The following is a 20,027-nucleotide window of genomic DNA, read 5'->3' on the forward strand; positions in this document are numbered from 1 at the left end:
ACGAGGCCACAATGATCGACTTTTCCCGAACTGACGTGCCTTATCCCCATTCTGTCCGCGCCGCCCGGCCCAGTCGCATTATCAATGCCGGACGTACCGCGATGGACCGCAACCGCGAACGCTATGAAGTACCGGGCCGCGGTGCGATCATGATTTCCGTGCGCGAAGGCGACCAGCTGGCACTCCGCAATTGTGAAGGCATGCAAACGGTTGAACTGATCGGTCTGACACCGGCCGGTGCCCCACGCCCCGAGATTTTTGAACCCCTGGCCCACGGCGCGCCCAAAGGCCTGATGGATCTTTTGTCCGATCCGCTTGATGACAGCCTTGCGCGTTTTGCCCAGACCCTGCGCAAACGTGATATCAAACTTGGAGCCTGTCTTGCGCATCGTCTTTTTGGCAATGCCAGCCCCCCGGGCGATACGGTTGAGCTGACGATCCAACTTGATGGATATGTCATCATCGCCACCCCGGCCCCGCTGATGCAGATTGATGCGCACAATACGGCAACACCGATCACCGCCCTGATCAAACGCGCCCATCATCATGACACCTATAGCTTCGCCCTGCCCGATCCATTGGCCGATCCGGTTGTCGATTTGCGGGTCAATTCATCAACCGCAGAGTCCTATGAAATCAAGGCCGGGGATTACATCCAGATTCTCGATGTCGATGGGCGGCAATGTACGGATTTTCAGTGCTTTGATGCGCGCAAGCTTGATCGCGGTATTCAAAACCCGCTTGATGTCACCACCACACGCACCTTGATGGGCCATGCCTATCCAATGCCCGGCCTGCATGGAAAGTACTTTGATCAGGATATGGACCCATTGGTCGAGGTCATTCAGGACACCTGCGGGCGCCATGACGCCTTTGCCATGGCTTGTGCGGCGAAATATTACGATGACATCGGCTACCCCGGCCATGTGAACTGCACGGATAACTTTAATGGCGCGCTGTCAGGCTACGGTGTTGATCCGCGCCCCGGCTGGATGGCGATCAATTTCTTTTTCAATACCGGTATTGATGATCACGGCGTGATGTTTGCAGATCAGCCCTGGTCGCGTCCGGGCGATTATGTGCTGCTGCGCGCAATGACCGATTTGGTCTGTGTCTCGTCGGCCTGCCCGGATGACACATCAGCCGCAAACGCCTGGAAACCGACCGACATCCATATCCGAAGCTATGACGGCAACGAGAAGTTTTCCCACGCCGTTGCCTGGCGCCCGACTGCAGAGGCCGAAGCAAAAATGACCAAAGAAACTGCCTTCCACCCCCGTCTGAGTGAACTGACCCGAAACTTCGTCGAATATAAGGGGTTCTGGCTGGCCCATGAATATACCGGCCATGGCATGATCGAAGAATATTATGCCTGCCGCGAAAAGGCCGTGGTGATTGATCTGTCTGCCCTGCGCAAGTTCGAGATCACCGGCCCGGACAGCGAAACGCTGATGCAATATTGCCTGACGCGCAATGTCAAAAAGCTTGGCATCGGACAGGTCGTCTATTCCGCCATGTGCTATCCCCATGGCGGCATGATTGATGATGGCACGCTGCTGCGTCTGGGCCAGGACAATTTCCGTTGGATTTGCGGCGATGACTATAGCGGTGTCTGGCTGCGCGAACAGGCTGACAAACTTGGCCTGCAGGTCCTGATCAGATCATCGACCGATCAGATGCACAACATCGCTGTTCAGGGCCCCAAAAGCCGCGATATCCTGCGCGAAGTGATCTGGACCCCACCCCATCAACCCAAGCTTGATGAAGTCGAGTGGTTCAAATTCACCATCGGGCGGATCGGGGGCGCCAAAGGCGCGCCTGTTGTCGTCTCACGCACGGGCTATACCGGCGAACTCGGCTATGAAGTCTGGTGCCACCCCAAAGACGCCAGCACCGTCTTTGACGCCGTCTGGGACGCGGGCAAGCCACACGACCTGACCCCGATGGGGCTGGCGGCCCTTGATATGGTCCGGATCGAGGCGGGTTTGATCTTTGCCGATTACGAGTTTTCCGATCAGACCGACCCGTTTGAAGCCGGGATCGGCTTTACCGTACCGCTGAAATCCAAGGAAGATGATTTTATCGGCCGTGATGCCCTGATCCGGCGCAAGGAACACCCATCGCACAAGCTGGTCGGGATCGAGATTGATGGCAATGTCACGGTCGGGCATGGCGATTGCGTCCATATCGGACGTGCACAGATCGGCGTAATCACCAGTGCGGTGCGATCGCCCATTCTTGGCAAAAACATCGCGCTAGCCCGGGTGGATATCGCCCATGCCGATATCGGCACCGAGGTCGAGATTGGCAAGCTCGATGGTCATATGGTCCGCCTGCCTGCGACCATCACCGCCTTCCCGCACTATGACCCCAAAAAGGAAAAGCCACGGTCCTGATGGCCGTGGCGCTCAAGCCCGAAAAGAAACCCCGCAGCCAGTAAGGCTGTGGGGGTGACTGCGAGTTTGGTTAAGGGAGACGGCGGACTTACGCCCGCTTCTTTGAAAGGCTTGGAAAGCGCGGCTGCCTATTCGGCAGCCGTTTTCTTTTCGATCTGCAAATAGGCTTCAAGGCTGTCATCAAGTTCTTCAAGCCACGGCGTGTGATGGGGTGGTGACATATTGCCCGTCATGAGCGAGCGATAGGACTTGTTGCGATAGCCCATGATGTCGTCGGCCTTGTCATGTTCCCATTCCTCGAAGGTCTTGTTCACCCCTTCGATATCGAACATTGGATAGTCCGTCATTTCAATGAGATGGGCGGTGTAATCACCCTGGAACCAGATCATGTCGTGATCGTCCTTAAGGCCTTCTTCGCGATCACGCCAGGCTTGGCTGTCGGCCTTCATTTCATCCTTCGATGGCAGGGGAATGCGGCCCATGATGACATCGCGGGCAAACCATGCCTGCGCATCAAACATGTTGAAGGTAAAGAACTGGTCCTGCATGCCGAGATACATCATCTTCGGATTTTCTTCCCAGACGACACCTTTATAAAGACCCAGCGGCCACAGACGGTTATCGGTCTTAAGACGCAGATCATCGGTCAGGAACGGGAAGTAATGCTGATAGCCGGTACACAGAATGATCGCATCGACATCACGCGATGAACCATCCTTGAAATAGGCGGTATTGCCATCAACCTTGTTCAGAAGCGGCACCTCTGCCCAGTTATCGGGCCAGTCAAAACCGATCGGATTGGTCCGGTGGCTGACTGTGACCGACTTGCAGCCATATTTATAGCATTGCGATCCGATATCCTCGGCCGAATAGGACGTGCCGATGATCAGGATGTCCTTGTCCTTGAATTCCAGCGCGTCACGGAAATCATGGGCATGCAGCACACGCCCGCCAAAGGTATCAAAGCCCGGGAACTCCGGCACATTCGGGGTCGAGAAGTGACCATTGGCAACAATGACATGATCAAACTCCTCGGTCGAAACCACGTCATTTTTCAGATCATGTGATGTTACCGCAAAGGTCTGGCTGTCTTCATCGAACTCGACCGTGCGCACCGGGGTTCGGAACCGCACCCACGGGCGGACATTGGCCTTTTCAACGCGGCCTTTGATGTAATCCCAGATCACCGCGCGCGGCGGATAGGACGCGATGGGTTTGCCGAAATGTTCCTCGAAGGTGTAATCGGCAAATTCAAGGCATTCTTTCGGGCCGTTCGACCACAAATAGCGATACATCGACCCGTGGATCGGTTCGCCATATTCATCAAGACCGGTGCGCCAGGTGTAGTTCCACAAACCACCCCAGTCTTCCTGACGTTCAAAACACACAATTTCGGGGATTTCGGCCCCTTTCGCTGCGGCAGATTGGAATGCACGCATCTGCGCCATGCCTGATGGGCCGGCGCCAATAATCGCAACACGAAGTGTCATAGCCTCAAATCCCCAATAAAAGCGTTATGCGTCTCCTCCGTCCGGTTTCGCACCGGTTCTTTCTTGGTTAATCGGGGAAAATCCCCGGTGACGTCGGCGCGCCGTCGTCAAATTGTGAAAGCCATTCGACCAGGATCGGGTGGTAGCGTGACAGCCCCTTGTAATCGACAAGCTCGGGGCGCAGATCGCGCATGACACGATGAATGCGGCGCGCCCATTTCGGCTGGGTCACCACTTCGTTCATCGCCATCAGATAGGTGCGAATGGGAAACAGGATCGCGTTTGATCGCGGCAGACGCCAGAAGGTCTGAAGCTCCACCCGCAGATGGACCTTTTCGCCAATATTTTCCGGCGTTACGGTCATGCGATCCGGACCCCATTTGGGATAGTTTTCTGGACTGGTATCCAGACGCGGGTTCACCGTCAGCGTCCAGTTCAGGCGACGTGAAGGCTGTCCTTGCGGCAAGGTCAAAAGGAACTTCAACGCACGCTGGAACACGCCCAACTCATGGGCGAGCGGCACCGGCGCATGCCATTCAAAGAAATTCATACCAATGTCGAAATCAAGCGACCAGTCGGCCTGTGCGGTGATGATCCCGGCATCCATCCAAAGGTTGCCATCACGCTGATCAAGGATGGCATGATCACCCTGTACCTGACGGCCGATATATTCCATCGGATGGCAGGGCAGCGTCGAACTGTCGCCAAAGGTGAAAGTATCATCGATCTGAAGCGGCTTGTTGATCCAGTGCCAGCGATCACCATCCATGGTCAGTTTGAACAGGTCGGGATAATCACGCGCCTTGGACACCATCACGAGCTCGACAAAATCCCAACCCGCCGTTTCCATATGTTGCAGGGCCTGACAACGACCGGGATCCTCAGCCAGAACCAGCGCTCGGTCCTTCATTTCCGCGACATAATGCTCATCGACATCGAACGCATTTTCAAACGGGCTCCCGGCACGGGCAGCGTGATGCGGCTCGATATTGGTCGAGTACATATATTCGTCTTCCGGGAACGGAAACGGAAAACGCGGGATGTTTGACAGGCTGTTGGCGTAGGAAAAATCGCCGCGGAAGCTTTCGTCTTTAAACTGGATTGTCATGACTGAAATCCCCCTTACAGATCAAGTTCAAGGCGTTTGCCACGGAAGCGCGAAACACACGGCATGATCAGCTGCTTGGATGCGCGCTGTTCTTCATCAAGCCAGTGGTCGTTGTGCATGATCTCGCCGTCGCACGAGACGACAGCCGTTTCACACTGACCACAAGCCCCGCCACGGCACATGCAATTGATCGGGGTGCCCGATGCTTCGACCGCTTCAAGCAGGCTTTGCTCGGCCCCGACGGTGATATCAATCCCGGCCTTGGCCAGATGCACTTCAAAGGGTTCACCAACCGGTGGCGCGAGGAAGTGTTCAAAATGAACATGGGCTGCTGGCCACCCCAAATGCGTGGCGGTTTCAACCACCCGTTCGATCATGCCTTTGGGGCCGCAAACATATACATGCGTGCCCAAGGGCTGACTGGACAGAAGCGCTTCGAAATCAACGCCTTCGCCCTGATCATCGCAATAGCACGACACATGGTCGCCAAAGCGATCGGCAAGGCTATCCATATATGCCGCTTGCGAGACGGATCGCGCGGCATAATGCAGCTCAAACGGCACACCGAGTTTGTCGGCCTGGGTCATCTGGGCGATGAACGGCGTTATGCCAATCCCGCCTGCGATCATCAGGTGTTTTTTGGCGCGAAGATCGAGTGAGAACAAATTGACCGGGGCGGAGATTTTCATCTCCATGCCGGGTCGCACCTGCTCATGCATGTATTTCGATCCACCGCGCCCGGTATCGTCACGACGCACTGAAATCGCATACTGATCGCGCTCAAACGGCGAACTCATCAGTGAGTAGGGATTTTTGCGTTTCGTGCCATCATCCAGCATCTCGACAACGATATGCGCCCCGCCGGAAAAGGCCGGCAGTTCATCGCCATTCACATGCTTGAATTCGAACCGTTTGATGATCGGATTGACCTCGACCACGTTGCTGACGACAACCGGAATCAAATGATCGGATGCACTCATTTGAACACCTCCTTGATTTCGATTTCCTCAGTCGGGTCTTCGGCATTGATGCACACACCCTGGAAGGCAGCCAAACGCCGGGAATAGTGATCGCGCACAAACAGCAACAAGTCACAGGACGGGCATTTGACCGGCTGGGTGGTGACATCCTCGATCATGGTTTTGCAGTGAACACACTGAACACGCCGCGCCAGACTCCCACGGTGTTCACACTGCACGGCTGTATGATCGAGGCCGCATTCCTCGCCCTTGGCAACACCCTGCCCGACAAGACCTTCGGTCCCGGCAAGATAAAGCTGCGTGCCCATCTTGGCGTCCGACAACCATTCGCCAAGCTTTGCGACGGCCTCTTCAATGGTCGGGAAATGTTCAAACCGGTTGGCGCCGAGTGCATAAAGCGACGTGATAAGGGCGGCCTCACCCGGGGTCGGCACATACAGGATATGCACCTTTTCCATCATGTCGCGCGGCAGTTCCTGCACAACGCGAATGACACATTCGGCACCGGATGCATCGGCCAGAAAATAATGCGCCAGACCCGGCACGATCTTAAGCGTGCCATAAGTCGGACGGGAAAGAATGCTTTCTTCGATGATACTCTCAGACATGGTAGCGGGGTCCCATTCTGTCAGAAACCACAAGGATCAAGGCGCGTGATCCGGGGGCCCCTCTGGCAGCCCCCGGTCATCTGGCTTAACCCTTGGCTGTTCTTTTCGATTTGGTGGGGTCGTCAAATGGCATGGTATGGGCCATTCCGCCGAGCATGCCTTTTTCGCCAGCAACCTCAAGGCGCACACCCTGTTCGGCGCAATCCACCGCCAGACGGGCAATCGCCATGGTCTGATCCTTGAGCGGGGAATACATCGCACAGGTCACGACACCGACCTTGCTACCGTCCTTGAACACTTCGGCCCCTTCGGCCGGGACTTCCTTGCCATCAAACAGGATGCCAAAGATCTTGAAGCGTTCCTTGCCCTTCAGACGATAATGTTCCTCGGCACCGCGGAAGCCAGTTTTGCCGGGGCTGACGGTGAAATCAAGGCCAAGCTCCCAAAGCGTATCGCCCGGACCTTCATTTTCGAACGGATACATCTGCGAGTTATCATAAGGGTAAAACAGCAGGTAGCTTTCAACACGCAGCATATCAAGCGTGGTAAAGCGGGTCGGGATGATGCCCATATCCTTGCCCTCGGCAACGATACGATCCCAGATCACCCCGGCATCCTGACCGCGACAGAAAATCTCATAGCCGCGTTCACCGGTATAGCCGGTGCGCGAAATCATCACCGGCAGACCAAACAGCTGGGTCTGCATGTGATGGAAATAGGGCAGATCGCGAATGCCCGGCACATATTCCGCCAGATAATCGACGGCAAGCGGCCCCTGCAGTGACAGATCATGCAGGTTGTCGTCAAAACGAACCGACACATCGCGACCGACAGCCGCCTTGGTCAGTTCTTCGTGCCCGGTGCCAGATCCGTGAACCACCATCCAGGAATTCGGACCCATGCGATAAATCACGCAGTCATCGGTGAATTTGCCCTGATCGTTGAGCATGCAGGCATAAACCGATTTACCGGGATAGATCTTTTCGACGTTGCGCGTGGTGGCATAGTCGATGACGTGGGATGCATGCGCGCCGGTGATGTGAACCTTTTTCAAGCCCGAAACATCCATGATCCCGGCTTTGGTGCGGATCGCGACATATTCCTCGTCCCAGTCCTTGTCATAGGTCCAGGCTGTGCCCATCCCGCTCCAGTCTTCCAGATTGGAACCAAGCGCACGATGCCGGTCGGCAAGGGCTGAAAATCTCCAGCTCGCAGTCATAGTGATGGCCTCCTGATATGATTGCCTTTGCGCACAATCAGCGCGCTAATTCTGGCTTATTTTGTTCTATATTTTGGCGGCAACTTGTTCGCGAACGCAATAATTATTTTTCATTCTATTCAAATTTTATTCCTCAAAGGCTATTTTGCGCGGCATTGCAGCAACTTCGCCCAGCGCCATTGGTATAGGGATCTGGCAAATATATTTTCCCTGTAGTTGATAAATATTTCCTGCCAGTGTAAGTCATGCCTATGGCGTATCTGCGACCCGAGATGGTAAAAGCCCGGGCCTCATACGACCGATATAAAAGCAGGCCCCGCAAAGGGACCGATTGAGGAAACCAGAAACGAGCAGGAACCGCACCGGGAGACAACCGGTGACGGAAGGCAAGCCAGCATGGCAGAAACAAAACCACACCAAGCAGTGCAGACCACCGACACAAGCGAGCAAGGATCAGGCATGGACTCGATGAGCAAACCCGCCGCCCTCACCCAGGACCCGCATGCGCTCCGCGAGCCCAAGGAAAACAATCTGGAAATCGCCATCGGCCACGAAGTCCGGGCGCTGCGCAAGAAACTGGGCATTACGATTTCGGATCTTGCCTCAGCAACCGGGATCTCGATGGGGATGCTGTCCAAGATCGAAAACGGTGTGACATCGCCGTCCCTGACCTCGCTTCAGGCACTGGCCAGTGCGCTGGGCGTGCCGCTGACCGATTTCTTCCGCCGATATGAAGAACCGCGCAATGCGGTCTTTGTCAAAGCCGGCGAAGGGATTGCGATTGAGCGTCGCGGTACGCGCGCGGGCCATGAATATAACCTGCTGGGTCATATCGATAACAACACCAGCGGCGTGGTGGTGGAGCCTTATTTGCTGACCCTGACCGAGGAGTCGAGCAGCTTCCCCGCTTTCCAGCATGAAGGCATGGAATTCATCTATTTGCTTGAGGGTGAAGTGCGCTACCGCCATGGCGATCAGCTTTACTACATGAAATCCGGCGACAGCCTGTTCTTTGATGCTGACGCCCGCCATGGACCGGAAGAACTTCTTTCATTTCCAATACGTTATCTGTCCATCATCTGCTATCCGGCGCGGGGATAGACCTTCACCAGAGTGAAAAAATCAATTCACTCAGAAGAAATTTTTATTCTTCATAGTTGATTCCGCATTCGCGAACAGGTAGTCTCCGTTTCAGAAACAGAATGGAGACTGTCCTGCCATGTGCGGCATTGTTGGTTTATTCCTTAAAGATAAAAGTCTGGAACCGCAGCTCGGCACTTTGCTGTCCGAAATGCTGGTGACCATGACCGACCGTGGGCCCGATAGCGCGGGCATCGCAATTTATGGTGCTGACCAGAATAATCTGGCCAAACTCACGATCCAGTCTCCGGACCCGGAAACAGATTTTGCCGGCCTGACCGAAGACCTGCGCAAGGCGGGGATCACAAACGCATCGATCCTGCCTAAAAGCACCCATGCAGTCATTACGGTTTCAAGCGATCAGCTTGATGCGACCCGTACCGCCCTTGAAGAACTCCGCCCCGATGTCCGTGTCATGGGCACCGGCAGTGCGATGGAGATCTACAAGGAAGTCGGTCTACCCAAGGATGTGCTCGAACGCTTCAAGATTTCGGATATGACCGGCACCCACGGTATTGGCCATACCCGCATGGCAACCGAAAGTGCGGTGACAACGCTTGGCGCGCACCCCTTCTCGACCGGGTCGGACCAGTGCCTTGTCCATAATGGATCACTGTCAAACCATAACAACCTTAGGCGCGAACTGACGCGCGAAGGTATTCGCCTTGAAACCCAGAACGATTCCGAGGTCGCCGCTGCCTATCTGACTGGCGAAATGGCCAAGGGCAAGAACCTGGGCGAAGCACTGACCAGCGCGCTTGATGACCTGGATGGTTTCTTCACCTTTGTCGTGGGCACCAAATCGGGCTTTGGTGTTGTCCGCGATCCGATTGCCTGCAAACCGGCCGTGATGGCGGAAACCGATGCCTATGTCGCATTCGGATCCGAATACCGTGCACTGGTCAACCTGCCGGGCATCGAAGACGCCAAGGTTTGGGAGCCGGAACCGGCCACCGTTTATTTCTGGGAACACTGATTAACACGAACCCTGTCGGCTGCTGCGATGGCGCGCCGACCGACCGCAAGATTTTTCGCGGTCAAATGAGGAAGGAACACACATGCCAGTGTTTGATCTTGCAACCACCGAACTGCGCGCGCTCAATCAGGCGCTGCATGCGCTTGATAAAAGTGGCCCTGCTGAAGATTTCGAAGTTACCAACCCGCGGGGCTCACATGCCGTTGCTGTCGGCATCGACGCAGCTGTCAATGTCACGATTGATGGAAGTGTCGGCTATTACTGTGCAGGCATGAATGAAAAGGCCACCATCACGGTCAATGGCAATGCCGGCCCGGGTGTGGCGGAAAACATGATGTCGGGCAAAGTCGTCATCAAGGGCGATGCCAGCCAGTATGCCGGTGCCACCGCCCATGGCGGGTTGCTGGTGATCGAAGGCAACGCGTCCTCACGCTGTGGCATTTCGATGAAAGGTGTCGATATCGTCGTCAAAGGCAATATCGGCCACATGTCAGCCTTCATGGCGCAGTCAGGTAACCTTGTTGTTCTGGGCGATGCCGGTGATGCACTTGGTGATTCCCTGTATGAAGCGCGCCTTTTTGTGCGCGGCACGGTCAAAAGCCTCGGTGCCGATTGCGAGAAAAAGGAAATGCGGCCTGAACATATCGAGCTTCTGACCAAGCTTCTATCTGACGCGGGCATTACCGATGTGAAGCCAGAGGAATTCACCCGCTATGGCTCGGCCAGAACGCTTTACAACTTCAATGTCGATAATTTCGACGCCTATTGATGCGGCACGCTGAGACCTGCGCAGCATCGAAAATTTGCGCAGTTCAGCCCAAAGACAGGATCAGAACATGAGCTACAAAAATCCCGTTACGACGCCGCGTAAATCGGCAACCTTTGATGACTACACCCTTTCGGAAATCCGCCGTGCTTCCGCGACTGGCATTTATGACATCCGTGGTGGTGGCGCGAAACGCAAGGTCCCGCATTTTGATGATCTGCTGTTCCTTGGTGCGTCCATGTCGCGCTATCCGCTCGAAGGGTATCGTGAGAAATGCGAAACGGCTGTTACGCTCGGCACCCGCTTTGCCAAGAAACCGATCGAACTTAAAATTCCGATCACGATTGCCGGTATGAGCTTTGGCTCACTTTCCGGTCCGGCCAAGGAAGCCCTTGGACGCGGCGCATCGGCGGCGGGCACATCGACCACGACAGGCGATGGCGGCATGACCGAGGAAGAGCGCGGCCATTCCACCCAGCTTGTTTATCAGTATCTGCCGTCACGCTATGGCATGAACCCGCGCGATCTCAAACGTGCCGATGCGATTGAAATCGTCATTGGTCAGGGCGCGAAACCGGGCGGCGGCGGCATGCTGCTGGGTCAGAAGATTTCCGATCGCGTTGCTGAAATGCGCAACCTGCCGATGGGCATTGATCAGCGTTCAGCCTGCCGTCATCCGGACTGGACCGGCCCGGATGATCTTGAAATCAAAATTCAGGAAATCCGCGAAATCACCGACTGGGAAAAGCCGATCTTCATCAAGGTTGGTGGCGCACGCCCCTATTATGACGTGGCCCTTGCAGTCAAAGCCGGTGCGGATGTCATCGTGCTTGATGGCATGCAGGGCGGCACGGCCGCCACCCAGGAAGTCTTTATCGAGCATGTCGGTCAGCCGACCCTTGCCTGCATCCGCCCGGCGGTAAAAGCATTGCAAGACATGGGCATGCATCGCAAAGTACAGCTGATCGTTTCGGGTGGCATCCGCAATGGTGCCGATGTGGCCAAGGCGCTTGCCCTTGGCGCGGATGCGGTTTCCATCGGGACCGCAGCCCTTGTTGCCATTGGTGACAACGACCCTAAATGGGAAGAAGAATATAATGAACTTGGCACCACCACCGGTGCCTATGACGACTGGCATGAAGGTCGTGATCCCGCAGGCATCACGACACAGGATGCCGACCTGATGAAGCGGGTTGATCCGATCGCCGCCGGACGGCGACTGGCCAACTATCTGAAGGTCATGACCCTTGAAGCGCAAACAATTGCGCGCGCCTGCGGCAAAAATCATGTGCACAACCTCGAACCCGAGGATCTCTGCGCACTGAATATCGAAGCGGCCGCCATGGCTGGTGTACCGCTCGCCGGGACCAACTGGGTTCCCGGACAGGGAGGCTTCTAAACCATAACCGAACCGTCGGCTCGGCACGTGTTAGCGCGTGCCGGAACGCCGATGGCACCGCAAAGAATTCGTCAGGGGACTTCGATGACCAAGGATCTATCAGCCTTTGCCCGGGAACGCGGCATCAAATACTTCATGATCAGCTTTACGGATCTGTTTGGCGGACAGCGCGCCAAACTTGTCCCGACCCAGGCAATTGCCGACATGCAGGAAGAAGGTGCGGGCTTTGCCGGTTTTGCCACCTGGCTTGACCTCAGCCCGGCCCATCCGGATATGTTCGCCATTCCTGATCCGGATTCCGTCATCCAGCTTCCCTGGAAACCGGAAGTCGCCTGGGTTGCGGCCGATTGCGTCATGGAAGGCACACCGGTCGAACAGGCGCCGCGTAATGTCCTGAAAGCGCAGATTGCCAAGGCGGCCGAGCTTGGACTCAATGTCAAAACCGGGGTCGAGGCGGAATTCTTCCTTGTCACCACCGATGGTTCGGAAATCTCCGATCCGGCCGATACAGCGGAGAAACCGTGCTATGACCAGCAGGCCGTCATGCGCCGCTATGACGTCATCGCCGAGATTTGCGACTATATGCTCGAACTCGGTTGGGGCGCGTATCAGAACGACCATGAAGACGCCAATGGCCAGTTTGAAATGAACTGGGAATTTGATGACGCGCTTAAAACCGCAGACAAGCATTCCTTCTTTAAGTTCATGGTCAAATCGATTGCCGAAAAGCATGGCCTTCGCGCAACCTTCATGCCCAAGCCCTTCCCGGGTCTGACCGGCAATGGGTGTCACTGCCACGTTTCGGTCTGGGACAATGACGGCGGCAATGCCTTTGCCGATGATGACATGCCGTTTGGCCTGTCAGCCAAGGGCAAGCATTTCCTGGGCGGCATCATGAAGCATGCCTCGGCCATGGCGGTCATCACCAACCCGACGGTCAATTCCTATAAGCGCATCAACGCACCGCGCACCATGTCCGGTGCGACCTGGGCCCCGAACACCGTCACCTGGACGGGCAACAACCGCACCCACATGGTGCGTGTCCCGGGACCGGGCCGCTTTGAATTGCGCCTGCCAGACGGGGCGACCAACCCCTATCTTCTGCAGGCCGTAATTATTGCTGCGGGGCTTGATGGCATGGCGACCAATGCCGATCCGGGACCGCATTACGACATCGACATGTATCAGGAAGGTCACCTGATCAAGGATGCGCCGCGTCTGCCATTGAACCTTCTGGATGCCCTGCGCGAGATGGGATCGAACGAAGACCTTCAGCTGGCGATGGGCAAGGAATTCTCGAGTGCCTACCTCAAACTCAAGCAGACCGAGTGGAATTCTTATGTTTCTCACTTTTCCCGCTGGGAACGTGAGAACACACTTGATATTTAATGCTTCTGCCCGGCCCCATCTTCCTCCCCGATGGACGGGGCCGGGCAATTTTTGATTACAGCAAACGAGAAAGCCAGACGCGATGAAAAGCTACGTCCTGACCGTTTCCTGCGACTCCCAGCGCGGGGTGGTTGCTGCTATTTCGGCCTATTTGGCCGGGCATGGTTGCAACATTACCGATAGCTCACAATTCGATGACCTTGAAACGGGTCTGTTCTTCATGCGGGTCGCCTTCGTCAGTGAAGAAGGCGTTGATCAGGAAACCCTCACCCGGGGATTTGAGGGTCCTGCAGCCGAACTCGGCATGAAATACGAAATTCGTGACAGCTCCGAGAAGATGAAAGTTCTTCTGATGGTGTCGCGCTTTGGTCATTGCCTGAATGATCTGCTGTATCGCTGGAAGATCGGTGCGCTGCCGATTGATATCGTTGGTGTGGTGTCAAACCACCTTGATTATCAAAAGGTTGTCGTTAATCACGACATTCCCTTCCACCACATCTCCGTGACCAAGGAAAACAAACCGGAAGCCGAGAAAAAGCTTCTCGATCTGGTGTCCGACTATGATGTCGAGCTGATCGTTCTTGCCCGCTACATGCAGGTTCTCTCTGACAGCCTGTGCAAGAAGATGAGCGGCAAGATCATCAACATCCACCATTCCTTCCTGCCAAGCTTCAAGGGAGCAAACCCCTATCGTCAGGCCTATGAGCGCGGGGTCAAACTGATCGGGGCGACCGCCCACTATGTGACCGCCGACCTTGATGAAGGTCCGATCATTGAGCAGGACATTGCCCGCATCACCCACGCCCAGAACTCGGCCGATTACGTGTCGATTGGCCGTGACGTTGAAAGCCAGGTGCTGGCACGTGCGGTACACGCCCATATCCACCACCGTTCGTTCATTAACGGCAACCGCACCATCGTCTTCCCGCCGAGCCCGGGAAGCTACGCATCGGAGCGCATGGGCTGACCTGCCTTAAAAAGATTGCAGATATGAAGCACCCCGATCCAACAATGATCGGGGTGTTTTTTTAGTACCGCTGTTTAAATCTCGGCATCGCGCATCTGGTATGGCAAAGAAATCAGCACATTCAGACCGCGCTCTTCGCCATTCTTGATGATGATATTCCCGCCATGAGCGCGAATGGCGCGTTGGGCTATGGACAAGCCCAGACCAAATCCGCCGCCCCAGGCATCTGATTCGCTGCGAACAAACGGCTCGAACAAGGCATCAAGCTTTTCAGGATCAATGCCGGGCCCCTCATCAGCAATTGCAATGCGGAACTGGTTGTACTCCGTATCGCAATCCACGGTGATGTGAACGACCTGCCCCTCGATCGAATGGCGCAGTGCATTTCTGACAACATTTTCAAAGGCACGACGCAAAAGCTCCGGATTGCCATGCATTGCCGGCATCTTGCCATCGTAACGGGGACACGGACCGAAGTCGGTCGAAACTGTAATCCCCGCCCCATCGGCTTCAAAGCGGGCATCGCTGATTACACGCCCGAGAAGCGGCTTCATATCGATCCAGGCCTGATGCTGTGCTGCGTTACTTTCCACCCGCGCAAGGGTCAGCAGTTCACCAACCAGGTCATCAAGACGCCCCGCCTCCTTTTCAATCCGATCGAGAGAAACTTCGTTTTTGTCCGGCTTCTGACGTGCAAGGCCAACAGCCAGTTGCATGCGCGCAAGCGGAGATCGCAATTCATGGGAAACGTCGTTTAGCAACCGATCACGCGCATAAACCAATCGTTGCAAACGGTCAGCCATGACATCAAAGTCGCGCGCCAGATCGGCAATTTCGTCACGACGGCGTCCCATACTGTCGCCCAATCGAAAATCCAGGTTCCCGTTTGAAAGCTCATCAAAACCGTTACTGATTTTCAGGATTGGACGCGTCAGATACCAGGCCAATGCACCACTAAAGATCAGCGCACCAAGCACGCCAAGAATGATCAGTGGGTTGGGGACCTGCCATCGTGACCGTTCCGGGATTTCAGCAATGATGTCACTGACATCAAGAATGATGCGAATTTTCTCTCCAGACGGTCCTGTAACAACACGTTCAAGTTCCGGTCGCGCCTTCAGACTGTCCATCCATTCCGGATCATTATTGTCAGGATGTTCAAAGGATTCTTCGATGTACGGTCCTGTCACAAGAACCAAACGACGACGTTCCAGTGCCGGCCAATGCGAAATCGTCTCGCGGACAGCATCAAGGCCACCAATTTCCGCAACCTGTGCTGCGTTATCCAGATAGCCTGGAGCAGTTCTTTTCAGATACCCGATATGAAATGGTTCCGGCGGTCCACCATATAATTGAAGCAGCATCCAGACCCCGACCGAAATCGCGGAAAAGGTGACGATGAACCCGACAAGTATTTTACCAAACAGCCGCGATTTCATGCTTCTTGCCTCAGCCGATAGCCAAACCCGCGCACAGTTTCAACAAGCCCTGCATCGCCGCTTGCTGTCAGAAGCTTCTGTCGCAGGTTACTCATATGCACGTCGATGGAGCGATCATACACTTCACGTGGTCGACCAAGCACCTCACGCGAAAGTTCGTCCTTGGACAATGCCCGCTTCTCGGCACGCATCAAAACTTCCAGCAAATTGAATTCCGATACGGTCAGGTCAAGGAGCGTCCCGTCATAGCTCGCCATGCGACTGGCGGTTTTCAGGACCAGTTTGTCATGCAACAATTCTTCTGATTTGTTTGACGTCCCGGCATTGGTTTCACCGTTAGTCGAAACCGGCTCTGCTCGACGCAAAACCGCCCGAAGACGAGCGACCAACTCACGCGGGTAATAGGGTTTGGGGATATAGTCATCTGCGCCCAACTCCAGTCCGACAACGCGATCAACATCGTCTCCCTTGGCGGTCAGCATGATGACGGGTACGCGACTTTGGGCACGCAATTCACGCAGCACATCAATCCCGCCCATGCCGGGCATCATGATATCGAGAAGGATCGCGGCATAATTACCCTGAAGGGCGCGCGCCAGCCCCTCCTTGCCGTTATAGGCCTGAGAAACCTGAAAACCTTCGCCTTCAAGATACTCTGCAAGCATCGCTCCGAGCTCGGCATCATCATCAACAAGTAATATCCGGGTCACGTCGTCTGGGTCTTTCCTGAGCATTGCGGGATTGCTAGGGCATTTTTGTTGTTCCGATCATCCCATTGTAGCCATGAATGCGCCGGTTAAAAGGGGCTCCGGGCCGTCTTTACACATTCCTTACACATCATTTTCGTCCTCCTCACCCACACAGGTTTGTTGGCTTGCTATCTCTGTTGCATCAGAAATGCGCATGCTGCGCGACTGATTGACTTCAGGAAGACATGCTTGATGACCAAATCTGTGAAACGCATTCGAAACATTATTATTGCAATGGCTGTCGTGGCCGCTGTCGCTTGGGGGTTACAGTACTATCTGTTTCCCACCAGCGCCGGCCCCCAGTATGTCACAGCAAAACCCCGTATCGGCACACTCGAAGAGACGGTTCTGGCAACCGGTACCGTCAGTGCCTCCAAACTCGTCAGTGTTGGTGCGCAGGTGTCGGGTCAAATCAAAGTTCTTCATGTGAAGTTGGGAGATCGTATTTCCAAAGGCGACCTGATTGCCGAAATCGATCCTGCAACCCAGGAAAACGACCTGAGCGAAGCCGAAGCGTCTCTTACCAATATCAAGGCTCAACTCGCAGCAGAGCAAGCAACCCTGAAACAGGCAGAGCTTGATTTCGCGCGCCAAAAGAAAATGCGCGCCCTCGATGCGTCCCCTCAGGAAGATTTTGATGCTGCACAGGCGACGCTTGCGATTGCCAAGGCCGATATAGATGCCCTGAAAGCCCAAATCACTCAGGCCGAAATTGCCGTCGACACAGCTCGGATTGATCTTGCTTATACCAAAATCACCGCCACTATGGATGGAACAGTTGTCGCCCTTCCCGTCAAGGAAGGCCAGACAGTCAACGCTTCTCAGGAAGCGCCGACCATCATCAAACTGGCCAAGCTGGACACCGTCACGATCAAGGCGGAGGTATCAGAAGCCGACATCATTCATATCACCGAGGGCCTGCCGGTCTCTTTCACAGTTCTGGGGGATTCCAACACCCTCTATCACAGCACCCTTCGCGCCATCGAACCTGCCCCGACCGGGATTGAAGATGATGATGAAAATACCGATGACGAAGCCGTTTATTACAACGCCCTGTTCGACGTCGAAAATCCTGACCGACTTTTGCGGCTCTGGATGACAGCAGAAGTCGTCATTACTTTGAACAAGTCCGAAAATACCATGATCGTGCCATCTGCATCACTGGCCGGCCCCAACCCGGATGGTACTTATGTTCTTGATGTTATTAATGCCGAAGGCATGGCCGAGCCCCGGACAGTCACGGTTGGATTGAACACCAATATTGATGCCGAAGTCACCAGCGGTCTGGATGCCGATGACGAGATTGTGGTCGGCATCGCCAACAGCAACGAAATCACGAGCACCGATAGTGATCGACGCGGCCCTCCTGGCGGGATGTTCTAATCATGCATGAAACAATGGCAACGAACCAAACCCCGACCGGTAATGCGACAACGGCACCACTGATTGAAGTTCGCAACCTTTGGCGACATTACCCAGCGGGCGAAGACCAAATTGCAGTTTTGAAGGGTGTAGACCTGACAATCGAACGCGGCGAAATGGTCGCTATCATTGGTGCCTCGGGATCGGGCAAATCGACCCTGATGAATATCCTCGGCTGTCTTGATCGCCCGACAGAGGGCGAATACCGCATCAATGGACGTTTAACCGGCGATCTTGAACCCGACGAGCTCGCCGCCCTGAGACGGGAATATTTTGGATTCATCTTTCAACGCTACCATCTGCTGTCCGACCTGACGGCATTGGGCAATGTCGAAGTGCCTGCGATCTATTCCGGAACGGATCCGGAAGAACGTACTGCAAGGGCGACAGACATTCTGAACCGCGTGGGTTTGGGTGAACGCATTAACCACCGTCCCAGCCAGCTTTCCGGCGGACAGCAACAGCGCGTCAGTATTGCCCGGGCTCTGATGAATGGTGGGGACGTCATTCTGGCGGATGAACCAACCGGTGCACTCGACAGCCAAAGCGGCAAGCAAACTCTTGATCTGTTGCGCAATCTGCATCGCGATGGTCAAACCGTTATTCTGGTCACACATGATCAGGATGTCGCAGCCCATGCAGAGCGCATCATTGAGATACGCGATGGCGAAATCATTCGTGATGAACGGATTACCGCCAAGAACAACACTGAACGTGATATCACCACCGCCCCCGTGCAAAACAACGGTGGTAGCTGGATCTCGCAAATCAACCGATTTGGTGAAGCATTTCGTATGTCGCTGATCGCGATGAATGCGCATCGCCTGCGGACTTTCCTGACAATGCTTGGCATCATCATCGGTATCGCCTCTGTTGTCTCTGTTGTGGCCCTTGGAACAGGATCACAGGAACGCATCCTTTCCGACATCAGTGAAATTGGAACCAGCACGATTGATATCAATCGCGGCAAGGATTTTGGTGATCGTGACGCCGATCAAATCAGAACGCTAACTGTTGGCGACGCAGAAGTTCTATCCAATCAATACTATGTCGACAGCGTCACCCCCCAAGTTTCAAGCACAGTCACCCTGCGCTATCGCAATATCGAAGTTGACGCCAACACCACGGGTGTCGGAACGGATTACTATCGTGTACGCGGCTATGAAATGGCGCAGGGCAGCTGGTTCGACCAAACGGCAATTACCAACCGTGCACAAGTTGCGATCATTGATGACAACAGTCTGCAAAAGCTGTTTCCGAACGGAGAAAACCCGATTGGCGAGGTCATTCTTCTCGGCTCAGTCCCGGTCAAGGTCATCGGGGTCACGGCCGAGAAAACCAGCACCTTTGGCAATCAGGACAGCTTGAATATCTGGGTTCCCCACAGCACAGCGCTTACGCGCATTCTGGGCCAAAATTATCTGAGCAGCATCACGGTTCGGGTCGCCGATAGCGTCGCCCCTGCTGTTGCTGAAAGCCAGATCTCCGACCTTCTGAGCTTGCGTCACGGAACCAAGGATTTCTTCACCATCAACAGTGACAGCATTCGGCAGACGGTCGAAAAGACCACAAGCACGATGACCCTTCTGATTTCCTCAATCGCCATCATTTCATTGATCGTCGGTGGCATCGGCGTGATGAACATCATGCTGGTTTCCGTCACAGAACGCACCGGCGAGATTGGCGTGCGTATGGCTGTTGGCGCACGCCAAAGCGACATTCTGCGCCAGTTCCTGATTGAAGCGGTTGTCGTCTGCATTCTGGGCGGAGCACTTGGTGTTCTGAGTGCTCTTGGTATTGGCGCGTTGTTTGATCTCATCGGCAGCAGTTTCTCGATGGTCTATTCATCCGCTTCGATCATTGGCGCTTTCGCCTGTGCAACGCTTATCGGCGTGACCTTTGGCTTTTTGCCCGCCCGCAATGCCGCAAGGCTTGATCCTGTCGATGCACTGTCGCGCGACTAACAGAAAGGTCCAATC

Annotated in this window: 16 protein-coding genes; 9 read left to right on the forward strand and 7 right to left on the reverse strand. The window is 55.0% G+C overall.

Annotated features, from left to right (window positions below):
- The first annotated feature begins 11 nt into the window (after window positions 1-11).
- Window positions 12-2,396, forward strand: coding sequence for a DUF1989 domain-containing protein (locus ACXAIA_RS05680; protein WP_475348484.1), 2,385 nt, complete (start codon window positions 12-14; stop codon window positions 2,394-2,396).
- 128 nt (window positions 2,397-2,524) lie between these two features.
- On the opposite strand, the gene ACXAIA_RS05685 is transcribed toward ACXAIA_RS05680, so the two are convergent.
- The 5 genes from ACXAIA_RS05685 to ACXAIA_RS05705 all read right to left on the reverse strand — a co-directional run bounded on the left by ACXAIA_RS05685 (window position 2,525) and on the right by ACXAIA_RS05705 (window position 7,801).
- Window positions 2,525-3,886, reverse strand: coding sequence for an NAD(P)-binding domain-containing protein (locus tag ACXAIA_RS05685; RefSeq protein WP_475348485.1), 1,362 nt, complete (start codon window positions 3,884-3,886; stop codon window positions 2,525-2,527).
- Between the two features lie 67 nt (window positions 3,887-3,953).
- Window positions 3,954-4,994, reverse strand: coding sequence for a heme-dependent oxidative N-demethylase family protein (locus tag ACXAIA_RS05690; protein ID WP_475348486.1), 1,041 nt, complete (start codon window positions 4,992-4,994; stop codon window positions 3,954-3,956).
- Window positions 4,995-5,008: 14 nt separating this feature from the next.
- On the reverse strand, window positions 5,009-5,974 hold the full coding sequence (locus ACXAIA_RS05695; protein WP_475348487.1) for a PDR/VanB family oxidoreductase: 966 nt from the start codon (window positions 5,972-5,974) through the stop codon (window positions 5,009-5,011).
- A complete protein-coding gene (locus ACXAIA_RS05700; protein WP_475348488.1) occupies window positions 5,971-6,582 on the reverse strand; it encodes a dimethylamine monooxygenase subunit DmmA family protein in 612 nt (203 codons plus the stop codon). Before ACXAIA_RS05700 ends, ACXAIA_RS05695 begins: the two co-directional genes overlap by 4 nt.
- A gap of 85 nt (window positions 6,583-6,667) precedes the next feature.
- Window positions 6,668-7,801, reverse strand: coding sequence for an aminomethyl transferase family protein (locus ACXAIA_RS05705; RefSeq protein ID WP_475348489.1), 1,134 nt, complete (start codon window positions 7,799-7,801; stop codon window positions 6,668-6,670).
- A 396-nt stretch (window positions 7,802-8,197) separates the two neighbouring features.
- Between ACXAIA_RS05705 and ACXAIA_RS05710 the strand changes: the two genes are divergently transcribed.
- From ACXAIA_RS05710 to purU, 6 genes are all read left to right on the forward strand, one after another.
- On the forward strand, window positions 8,198-8,902 hold the full coding sequence (locus ACXAIA_RS05710; RefSeq protein WP_475346670.1) for a helix-turn-helix domain-containing protein: 705 nt from the start codon (window positions 8,198-8,200) through the stop codon (window positions 8,900-8,902).
- Window positions 8,903-9,020: 118 nt separating this feature from the next.
- Window positions 9,021-9,917 carry a class II glutamine amidotransferase gene (locus ACXAIA_RS05715; protein ID WP_475346671.1) on the forward strand — a complete coding sequence of 299 codons (897 nt, stop codon included), beginning with the start codon at window positions 9,021-9,023 and terminating at the stop codon, window positions 9,915-9,917.
- A gap of 82 nt (window positions 9,918-9,999) precedes the next feature.
- Window positions 10,000-10,686 (forward strand): GltB/FmdC/FwdC-like GXGXG domain-containing protein, encoded by a 687-nt coding sequence (locus tag ACXAIA_RS05720; RefSeq protein WP_475348490.1) that lies wholly within the window; start codon window positions 10,000-10,002, stop codon window positions 10,684-10,686.
- Between the two features lie 67 nt (window positions 10,687-10,753).
- Window positions 10,754-12,082 (forward strand): FMN-binding glutamate synthase family protein, encoded by a 1,329-nt coding sequence (locus ACXAIA_RS05725; protein ID WP_475348491.1) that lies wholly within the window; start codon window positions 10,754-10,756, stop codon window positions 12,080-12,082.
- 84 nt (window positions 12,083-12,166) lie between these two features.
- Window positions 12,167-13,471, forward strand: coding sequence for a type III glutamate--ammonia ligase (gene glnT, locus ACXAIA_RS05730; RefSeq protein WP_475348492.1), 1,305 nt, complete (start codon window positions 12,167-12,169; stop codon window positions 13,469-13,471).
- Window positions 13,472-13,553: 82 nt separating this feature from the next.
- Complete coding sequence (purU, locus tag ACXAIA_RS05735) at window positions 13,554-14,438, forward strand: formyltetrahydrofolate deformylase (protein WP_475346675.1); 885 nt, start codon at window positions 13,554-13,556, stop codon at window positions 14,436-14,438.
- Between the two features lie 74 nt (window positions 14,439-14,512).
- Here purU and ACXAIA_RS05740 read toward each other — a convergent pair whose 3' ends face one another.
- Window positions 14,513-15,877 carry a sensor histidine kinase gene (locus ACXAIA_RS05740; protein WP_475348493.1) on the reverse strand — a complete coding sequence of 455 codons (1,365 nt, stop codon included), beginning with the start codon at window positions 15,875-15,877 and terminating at the stop codon, window positions 14,513-14,515.
- Window positions 15,874-16,587 (reverse strand): response regulator transcription factor, encoded by a 714-nt coding sequence (locus ACXAIA_RS05745; RefSeq protein WP_475348494.1) that lies wholly within the window; start codon window positions 16,585-16,587, stop codon window positions 15,874-15,876. Before ACXAIA_RS05745 ends, ACXAIA_RS05740 begins: the two co-directional genes overlap by 4 nt.
- A gap of 231 nt (window positions 16,588-16,818) precedes the next feature.
- On the opposite strand from ACXAIA_RS05745, the gene ACXAIA_RS05750 reads away from it, so the two are divergent.
- Together ACXAIA_RS05750 and ACXAIA_RS05755 are read left to right on the forward strand one after the other, a co-directional pair.
- On the forward strand, window positions 16,819-18,009 hold the full coding sequence (locus tag ACXAIA_RS05750) for an efflux RND transporter periplasmic adaptor subunit (protein ID WP_475348495.1): 1,191 nt from the start codon (window positions 16,819-16,821) through the stop codon (window positions 18,007-18,009).
- A 14-nt stretch (window positions 18,010-18,023) separates the two neighbouring features.
- A complete protein-coding gene (locus ACXAIA_RS05755; RefSeq protein ID WP_475348496.1) occupies window positions 18,024-20,012 on the forward strand; it encodes a MacB family efflux pump subunit in 1,989 nt (662 codons plus the stop codon).
- Window positions 20,013-20,027 lie beyond the last annotated feature (15 nt).

The organism is Thalassospira sp. ABL2_045 (assembly GCF_056161285.1).